This is a genomic window from Streptomyces sp. adm13(2018) (assembly GCF_008042145.1).
Taxonomy (GTDB): Bacteria; Actinomycetota; Actinomycetes; order Streptomycetales; family Streptomycetaceae; genus Streptomyces.
The window spans coordinates 1-790 of sequence record NZ_RDBH01000177.1 but is presented as its reverse complement, the minus strand read 5'-3'; the positions used below and the strand labels follow the sequence as shown (position 1 = coordinate 790).

At 56.5% G+C, this 790-nt stretch carries 2 rRNA genes; both read left to right on the top strand.

Annotated elements, in window-relative coordinates:
- A 16S ribosomal RNA gene (locus EAO70_RS35175) occupies positions 1-269 on the top strand; the annotation flags it as partial.
- 286 nt (positions 270-555) lie between these two features.
- A 23S ribosomal RNA gene (locus EAO70_RS35170) occupies positions 556-790 on the top strand; the annotation flags it as partial.

Sequence of the window (790 nt, the reverse complement as noted above, 5' to 3'; positions counted from 1 at the left end):
GAATCTCAAAAAGCCGGTCTCAGTTCGGATTGGGGTCTGCAACTCGACCCCATGAAGTCGGAGTTGCTAGTAATCGCAGATCAGCATTGCTGCGGTGAATACGTTCCCGGGCCTTGTACACACCGCCCGTCACGTCACGAAAGTCGGTAACACCCGAAGCCGGTGGCCCAACCCCTTGTGGGAGGGAGCTGTCGAAGGTGGGACTGGCGATTGGGACGAAGTCGTAACAAGGTAGCCGTACCGGAAGGTGCGGCTGGATCACCTCCTTTCTAAGGAGCACAGTACCGATTGCAGGCAAATGTTCTGCACGGTCAGCTCATGGGTGGAACGTTGATTAGTTGGCACAGTCTTGATCCGGTGAATCGTGAGTACTGCTTCGGCGTGGAAAACGGGATTCTGGAAACGGACTGTGCTTGGCACGTTGTTGGGTGTCTGAGGGTACGGCCGGCTGGTCGTCCTTCAAGATTCCGGCCCCAGTGAACTTGACTTGTTTGAGTCAGGGTGATGGGTGGCTGGTCGTTGTTTGAGAACTACACAGTGGACGCGAGCATCTGTGGCCAAGTTTTTAAGGGCGCACGGTGGATGCCTTGGCACCAGGAACCGATGAAGGACGTGGGAGGCCACGATAGTCCCCGGGGAGCCGTCAACCAGGCTTTGATCCGGGGGTTTCCGAATGGGGAAACCCGGCAGTCGTCATGGGCTGTCACCCATGCCTGAACACATAGGGCATGTGGAGGGAACGAGGGGAAGTGAAACATCTCAGTACCCTCAGGAAGAGAAAACAACCGTG